At 71.6% G+C, this 7,824-nt stretch carries 6 protein-coding genes and 1 pseudogene; 3 read left to right on the forward strand and 4 right to left on the reverse strand.

What is annotated here, in order from left to right; translation table 11 throughout:
• A partial coding sequence (locus tag CR470_RS33720) for a hypothetical protein (protein ID WP_107489525.1) occupies nucleotides 1-1,335 on the forward strand: 1,335 nt, incomplete at its 5' end.
• A gap of 27 nt (nucleotides 1,336-1,362) precedes the next feature.
• On the opposite strand, the gene CR470_RS33725 is transcribed toward CR470_RS33720, so the two are convergent.
• Both CR470_RS33725 and CR470_RS33730 read right to left on the reverse strand, forming a co-directional pair.
• Nucleotides 1,363-3,024, reverse strand: coding sequence for an ABC transporter permease (locus CR470_RS33725; protein ID WP_097871251.1), 1,662 nt, complete (start codon nucleotides 3,022-3,024; stop codon nucleotides 1,363-1,365).
• Nucleotides 3,021-4,016, reverse strand: coding sequence for an ABC transporter ATP-binding protein (locus tag CR470_RS33730; RefSeq protein ID WP_097871252.1), 996 nt, complete (start codon nucleotides 4,014-4,016; stop codon nucleotides 3,021-3,023). The genes CR470_RS33725 and CR470_RS33730 overlap by 4 nt, the downstream gene beginning before the upstream one ends.
• A gap of 123 nt (nucleotides 4,017-4,139) precedes the next feature.
• On the opposite strand from CR470_RS33730, the gene CR470_RS33735 reads away from it, so the two are divergent.
• Nucleotides 4,140-4,646, forward strand: a complete 507-nt coding sequence (locus CR470_RS33735; RefSeq protein WP_097871253.1) for a GbsR/MarR family transcriptional regulator — start codon at nucleotides 4,140-4,142, stop codon at nucleotides 4,644-4,646.
• 170 nt (nucleotides 4,647-4,816) lie between these two features.
• Here CR470_RS33735 and CR470_RS33740 read toward each other — a convergent pair whose 3' ends face one another.
• Nucleotides 4,817-6,025 (reverse strand): esterase/lipase family protein, encoded by a 1,209-nt coding sequence (locus CR470_RS33740; protein WP_097871254.1) that lies wholly within the window; start codon nucleotides 6,023-6,025, stop codon nucleotides 4,817-4,819.
• 310 nt (nucleotides 6,026-6,335) lie between these two features.
• On the opposite strand from CR470_RS33740, the gene CR470_RS33745 reads away from it, so the two are divergent.
• Complete coding sequence (locus CR470_RS33745; protein WP_107489526.1) at nucleotides 6,336-7,292, forward strand: IS481 family transposase; 957 nt, start codon at nucleotides 6,336-6,338, stop codon at nucleotides 7,290-7,292.
• Here CR470_RS33745 and CR470_RS33750 read toward each other — a convergent pair.
• Nucleotides 7,289-7,824 (reverse strand): annotated as a pseudogene (locus CR470_RS33750) (error-prone DNA polymerase); the annotation flags it as partial. The gene CR470_RS33745 and the pseudogene CR470_RS33750 sit on opposite strands and share 4 nt — an antisense overlap.

The raw sequence follows: 7,824 nt of genomic DNA on the forward strand, positions 1-7,824 counted from the left end.
GCCGACCTGGTCGCCGCCGCCGCGGGCGTGCTGCTGGTCACGGCGGCGGTGGCCGTCGGCCATGTCATCCAGAACCGGGACGGGAGTCTGCGCGCCCAGTGGCCGCCGCTGCTCGCCTCCTGGGACCCCCACCTGGGTCCCGGCACTCCGGCCGCTCTGATCACGGCAATCCTGGTGGTCGCTCACGGCCCGGCGCTCGCGGCCCGGCTGCCCTGGCGCGGGCTGCTGGCGGCGGCCTGGGCCGGGTCGATGGCCTGGGTCCTCTCGATGGCGCTGATCGACGGCTGGCACCGGGGCGTCGCGAAGCGGCTCACCACGAAGCACGAGTACCTGCGGGTCATCGACCGCTTCGAGGACATCCCCGCCACCCTCCGCGACTTCACGAACCACATCGTGATCGGCGAGCCCGGCAACTGGCCCGCGCATGTCGCCGGGCATCCGCCGGGCGCGACGCTGACCTTCGTGTGGCTGGACCGCGTCGGTCTCGGCGGCGGCGCCTGGGCGGCCGTCTTCTGCGTCGTCGTGGGCAGTTCGGCGGTGCTGGCCGCCCTGATCACCGTGCGGGTGCTGGCTGACGAGCGTCTGGCCCGGCGCGCCGCGCCCTTCCTCGTCCTCGCCCCGGCGGCCGTCTGGGCGGGCGTCTCCGCCGACGGCTACTTCGCGGCCGTCGCCGCCTGGTCGGTGGCGCTGCTCACGCTGGCCGCCACGCGCCGGGTCCGTTTCCCGGGCATGGCGGCGGTCGGCGGGGGTCTGCTGTTCGGGTGGACCTGCTACCTGAGTTACGGGCTGGGGCTGATGGCGGCCGTCCTGCTGGCCGTGCTGGTGCTCGCCCGGACCGTCCGCCCGGTGCCGTTGTTCCTGTGCGGCGCCCTCGTGGTCCCGGTGGCGTTCACCCTCGCCGGGTTCAACTGGTGGACCGCCTACCACCTGTTGGTCGAGCGCTACTACCAGGGCGCGGGCGGTGTCCGCCCGTACGGCTACTGGGTCTGGGCCAATCTGGCCTGCGCGACCCTCGCGGCCGGGCTCGCCGCCGTCGCCGGGCTGCGCCGGAGCGCGGTGGCCGCGCCCGGCGCCGTACGGGCACTGCGGGGCGGCTCCGCGGCGGCCTCACCGGAAGGGAGGCTGGCGCTGCTCGTCCTGGCGGCGCTGGCGGCGCTGCTCGCCGCGGACCTCTCCGGCATGAGCAAGGCGGAGACCGAACGCATCTGGCAGCCGTTCCTGCTGTGGCTGCTGCCGGCGACGGCGCTGCTCCCCCGCCGGGGTGTGCGCTGGTGGCTGGCCGCGTCGGCGTTTCCGGCGCTGCTGATCAACCACTTTCTGTGGACCGGATGGTGAGAGGCCGCCAGCACCGCTCCCCTTACGTCACTTGGTATCCAGATCCCGGCGGCGGAAGCCCGTCAGCCCCAGCAGGATGAGGCCGGCGGCGACGGCGGTCAGGACGAGCAGCGGGACCCAGTTCATCCCGGCGGCCGGGAGCTGGGGCACGTGGCCGAAGGGCGACAGGTTCTCCGTCCAGCCCGGGAGCTGGAGGATCGGCCCCAGGTACCCGACGAGGAACGCGTACACGGGCACGATCCAGGCCACCGCTCCCGCACGCGGGAACCAGCCGAAGAGCAGGACGGCCACTCCGACGGTCACCCACAGGGCGGGGGCGTACGCGGCGGCCGCTCCGACCAGTTCGAGGACCAGGCCCCCGTCCCCTGCCGACGCCGCGCCCGAGAGGCCGAAGCCCAGCCCGGCGAGGACCAGCAGCGCCGTTCCGCCGGCCAGGGCGACGGCGACATGGCTCCCGAGCCAGCGGTTCCGGGAGAGGCCGGTCGCCAGTAGCGGTTCGGCGCGACCGGCGCTCTCCTCGGCACGCGGTCGCAGCGCTGCCATCACCACGTACACGGCGGCGACGACCGCGACGACCACCATCACCATGGACGCGAAGGACTCGGCCACCGTGCTGCCGCCGATTTTCGCCAGCGCCTCCTGGATCTGTTCGATGTCCTTCACCATGTCGGCGGCCTCGCCGAGGATCGAGCCGTACATGACGCCCATCAGGCACAGCCCGGCGCCGAAGCCCAGCAGGGTCGCCCGGTGCAGCCGCAGGGCGAAGCCGAAGGGCCGGGTGAGCGCGTCGGAGGCCGTACGCCGGCCGAGCCGCGCGGCGCGCAGGCCCGCGCCGACATCGCGTCGGGTGCTCAGCACGAAGCCGTACGCCGCGGTCAGCGCGGCGAGGGCCAGGCAGAGCGCGAGCGGCCACCACCGGTCGTCGACGAAGACGTAGGTGCGCTGGATCCAGCCGATCGGGCTCAGCCAGGACAGGGCGTCGTTGCCCACGTCGCCGGAGGCCCGCAGTACGTAGGCGACGCCGATCGCCGCGAGCGCCATGCCCGAGGCGCCCCGGGTGTGCGCCGTGATCTGTGCGGTGACGGCGGCGATCCCGGCGAAGACGAGCCCGATCGCGGCGTGCGTGAGGCCGTACAGCAGCGCCCCGCCGGGGCCGATTCCGTCGATGCCCATCGCGGTGAGGCCCAGGGCCAGCAGCAGGGCGAGCGCGAGGTTGGCCACGGCGGCGAGCGCCAGTGCGGAGGCGAGGTGCGCGTGATGTCCGACGACGGTGGATCGGACCAGTTCGGCGCGGCCGGTCTCCTCCTCGTCGCGGGTGTGCCGGGTGACGATCAGGATGCTCATCAGACCGACGAGGACGGCCATGAAGCCGAGCAGTTGGTGACCGAGCATCGCTCCGGCGGTGTAGTCGGAGAGATAGTGACGAGGGCCGGTCATGGCGAGCGCGGCCGGGCTGTCCATGGAGCTGACGGCCGCGGCGCGCTCTTCGGGAGTGGAATACAGCGCCTTGTACTGGGCCGCCGTGGCCAGCGTGCCCAGGGTGAGGGCGAGCAGCCACACGGACATGCGGACGCGGTCCCGGCGCAGGCCGAACCGGACCAGGGTCCCGGTGCCGGTGAAGGCGACGGAAGCGGTCCTGGCGGGCGCGGGCCTTCCGGAGGCGTCGAGCGGCGCGACGGTGCTGGTCATCGGGGAACGCCGCCCTTTCCGCCGGTGGAGGTGGAGGGCGCCGTACCGGAGGGCGCCGACGCGTCGGAGGGCGTGGGGTCGCCGTTGCCCGTCCGGCCGTTGGACGCGAGCTCGTCACCGTAATGACGCAGCATCAGCTCTTCGAGCGTCGGCGGGTGGCTGGTCAGGCTCCGGATGCCGAACTCGCCGAGCCTGCGGATCGCGGCGTCGAGGTGTGCGCCGTCCACGGCGAAGTTCACCCTCCGGTCCGTCACCTTCAGTCCGTGCACACCGGGCATCGCGTCGAGCCCGGTGGCCGGGCGCTCGGTCTCGGCCTCGACGGTCGTGCGCGTGAGGTGGCGCATCTCGCCGAGCGTGCCCGACTGCACGATGCGGCCCTGGCGGACGATGCTGACGCGGTCGCAGAGCTTCTCGACCTGGGCCAGGATGTGGCTGGAGAGCAACACGGTCTTCCCCGCCGCCTTCGCCTGGAGGATGACGTCCTGGAAGACGACCTCCATCAGGGGGTCGAGGCCGGCGGTGGGCTCGTCGAGGAGGAGCAGTTCGGCGTCGGAGGCGAGCGCGGCGACGATGGCGACCTTCTGCCGGTTGCCCTTGGAGTAGGCGCGGCCCTTCTTGACCGGATCGAGGTCGAACCGTTCGATGAGTTCGTCGCGCCGCCGCCGGTCGAGGCCGCCGCGCAGCTTCGCCAGCAGGTCGATGGCCTCTCCTCCGGTGAGGCCCGGCCACAGCTCCACGTCCCCGGGGACGTAGGCGAGCCGCCGGTGCAGCTCGACCGCGTCCTTCCACGGGTCCTTGCCGAGGAGCTGGGCGCCGCCGGAGTCGGCGCGCAGCAGCCCCAGCAGGATGCGGATCGTCGTGGACTTACCGGCTCCGTTGGGTCCGAGGAAGCCGTGGACCTCCCCTGCTTCGACGGAGAGGTCAAGGCCGGTGAGGGCATGCGTCCGACCGAACGACTTGTGCAGTCCGGCGACAGTGATTGCCTTCTTCATATTCCGAAAGTACGCTTCTTTCAGAAGTGTGTGAAGTTAAGAAAGTGTATGAATCGCTCGATAGACTGACCGAAGGCGCGGGCGCGCACGAGCGTCAGGAACCACAGGGACCGGGGTCGGAGCATGGATGAGCGGCGGAAAGAGAGCCGCGTGGACGGCGACGACGGGGCGGCCGTCTCCCGTTTCGTGGAGCGCTTCGCCGCCCAGCTGGTCCAGGCGGGCATGGCGCGCATGCCGGCCAGGGTCTTCGCCGCCCTGCTCTCGTCGGAGCGGGGAGCACTCACCTCAGCCGAGCTGAGCGAGCAGCTGAAGATCAGCCCGGCGGCCGTGTCGGGGGCCGTCCGCTATCTCGCCCAGGTCAACATGGTCAGCCGCGAGCGGGAGCCGGGGTCCCGGCGCGAGCGCTATCGCGTGCAGGGCGACCAGTGGTACGACGCACTGCTGGAGCGGGACACCCTCCTGAAGAACTGGCAGGCCACGATGCGGGAGGGCGTGGACCGGTTCGGCCTCGACACCCCGCAGGGACGCCGGATCAACGACACCCTGGAGTTCTTCCGGTTCCTGGAGAAGGAACTCGGGTCGATGATGGAGCGTTGGGCCGCACATCGGGCCGAACACCTCGGCGGCTGAGGAAGCGCCGCCCGGCCGGGCGCTTCCTCAGCACCTGTCAGCTCAGGCGCTGTTCGGCGAGGTCGAGCCAGTGCTCCACGTCGGACGGGGCGAAGTGCCCGATGGCCCGTCCGACGCCGCCCGTGATCGAGCCGTCGGCCGCCCGGAGGTTCCCGGGCGCGGGACGAGGATCAGCCGGGGAGCCGGTCCATGATCCAGGTGCACAGCTCCTCGGTGATGCCCGTGTGCTCGGTGGTCGTGGACGAGCAGAGGAACGCGTCGAGCTCGCTCTCCTGCGGGTCCAGGTCGTCGACGTTCGCGTACAGGTCGTCCTGCTTCTCGATGTCGCGGATCGCGACCGCGCTGACCGTGGGGACGAAGCAGACGTCCTCGTGCCGCAGGTCGACCTTGCCGCCGAGCTTCTCCATCGCCCCGGAGAGGATCGTGTACGTGTGCAGGGTTCCGCCCGGCGCGCCGTCCAGTTCCGGGAAGCCGTTGGTCACGATGGTCTTCTCGGCCTTGGGGAACCTGCGGTTCAGGTACGCGGCCGTCACGTCGTCGCCCTGGGCCTGGGTGTAGAAGCTGGTGCCGGGGTAGATCCGGTCGATCCGCAGCGCGACCTCGCCGGGCTTCACGTCCGGCAGACCGACGCCGTCGGCGCGGCCGTTGGCCACGGCGATCTTCACCGGGATCCGCGGCCAGGAACCGACCCGGTCCAGGGCGGCCAGGAACTCCTCGCGCTCCGGGGCGACCGTGATCTTCTCGGTGTCCTTGTCGTAGTGCTGCCACAGCATCTGACGCGCGGCCTGGCTGTCCATCTGCCTCGCGAAGTCGTTCGGGAACGGGATGAAGTGGGAGAACGCCTGCACGCCCACCGGGATGGAAGCGCCACGGTGCGGGCTGTCGTAGGAGAAGTACAGCGCGGTCCTGTGGTCCATCCGCTGCGTCTCCAGCTTGGCGAGTGCGTAGCGGGTGACGATGCCTCCCATGCTGAAGCCGCCGACGACCAGGCGGGTGTCGCCCACCTGCTCGGCGGTCGCCCGCAGGATGGCGGCCACCGCCGCCTCCGCGTTGTCCAGGATCGAGGCGCTGCGCTCCTCGAAGCCGAGGAGGATCACGTCCCTGCCACGCCGGCGCAGCTCGCTGATGAACGGGAAGCTGCCGTTCTCCAGCCCGTGGTAGAGCACGTCGAGCTTGCTCCGGCCGAGGTTGAAGCCGTCGGCCATGATCACGGGCCGGGCGAGGCTGCCCCGGTTGCCCTCGCCGGGGAAGACCCACGCGAAGCCGTTCGGCAGGGGCCACTCCTCGTGCTCCGGTACCTCGATGGGCCCGGCCGGTTCAGCGGTGAGCGGGCCGCCGAGGGTGAAGGCACCGACATTGGGCTCGGACGTCTCTGACATCGTCGTACTCCTGCGGGGAGGTGGGTGGGACGACCTCATCATGGTGGGCGATATGGGCGTATCCCCCCTGGAACCGGGAGGGTTCACCACATCTGATGATCATGAGCGGAAGTCGTGTGCGGTGTGTCCGGCAGATGCTCCAGGTCCTGCCGTCACACTCCCGTCGTCGCCCGAAGGGCGGGCGGGAGTGTGACGACAGGACCTAGCTGTATTGATCACGAGCGTTGTTAACGCCGACCGGGCTTGATCATGGCGAAGACCTCCGGTGTGGTGGAGGTGTCTAGGCTCCACACCACACACGGAGGTCTTCGTGTCCCACCGTAATGCCCGGCTGACCGTTCACGGCAGGCGAATCCTGGTCGATCGCGTCCTCGGTGGGCGGCCAGTTGCCCATGTGGCGGCCGAAATGGGCATATCCAGGCCTACCGCCCACAAGTGGATCCGCCGTTGGCGCGCGGAGGGTGACTCGGGCCTGGCCGACCGCTCCAGCAGGCCCCATCGCACACCGCACCGCACCCCACGGGCCGTCGAGGCTCGCGTCTGCGACCTCCGCAGGACCCGCAAGCTCGGCCCCGCCCGCATCGGCCCGGTCCTGGGCCTGCCCGCCTCGACCGTGCACCGGATCCTGACCCGCCACGGTCTGAACCGGCTGTCCTGGATCGACCGTCCGACCGGCACCCTGATCCGCCGCTACGAACGCGACCGGCCCGGCGAGCTGATCCACATCGACGTGAAGAAGCTCGGCCGGATCCCCGACGGCGGCGGTCACAGGACCCTGGGCCGCCAGGCCGGCCGCGCCACCCGCAGCAACATGGGCTTCGACTACATCCACTCTGCCGTCGACGACCATTCCCGCCTGGCCTACAGCGAGATCCACCCCGACGAGAAGGTCGCGACCTGCGCGGGCTTCCTCACCCGCGCAGCCGCCTTCTTCCACCGCCAGGGCATCCCCCGCATCGAGCGGGTCCTGACGGACAACGCCTGGGCCTACCGCAAGGGCCTGGCCTGGAGGAACGCCCTCGCGGACCTCGGCGCCACAGGCAAGCTGACCCGGGCCTACCGGCCCCAGACCAACGGCAAGGTCGAACGCTTCAACCGCACCCTGCTCGACGAATGGGCCTACATCCGGCCCTACACCGCCAACACCGAGCGGGCCGAAGCCCTGGCAGACTTCCTCCACACCTACAACCACCACCGCAGCCACACCGCACTCGGCGGCCACCCACCCATCACCCGTGTCAACAACCCTGCGGGTCAATACACCTAGCGCCGCCCGACGTGGCGCCGGGGAACGGGCCCGGCCACGGTGAGCGCCTCCACTCGGCCGACGGCCACGTTGACCGTGCCGTCGGAGCGCTCGACCCGGCCGGTGATGATGACGGCGGGGGCGTCGAGGAGGGTGCGGTGGCAGCGGTCCCAGACGTGCGGGGCGAAGACGAGGTTGACCATGCCGGTCTCGTCCTCGATCGCCCCGAAGGCCACGCCGTGCGCGGTCGGCGGGCGTTGGAGGTACTTCGGCAGCCCGCCGATCCGGACCGGGGCCCCGTCGGCGAGCGTGCGGGCGGTGGCCGCGGCGAGCGCGCCGAGGCGGTCCAGGTGCGGGCGGATGTGCTGGACGGGGTGGGCGGTGGCGCTGGCGCCGGTGGCGGTGATGTCGGCGGTGGTCTCCTCGGCGGTGGTCATGGAGGTGAGTTCGGGCGCGGTCGCGGGGGTGGCGAGCCCGGGGAGCGGGGCCTGGTGGGCCCGGCCGGGCGCGGTGCCGGCGCTCCACAGGGCGGTGCGACGGTGCCCGCCCAGGC

The sequence above is a fragment of the Streptomyces sp. rh34 genome, from assembly GCF_002551245.1.
Lineage (GTDB): Bacteria > Actinomycetota > Actinomycetes > Streptomycetales > Streptomycetaceae > Streptomyces.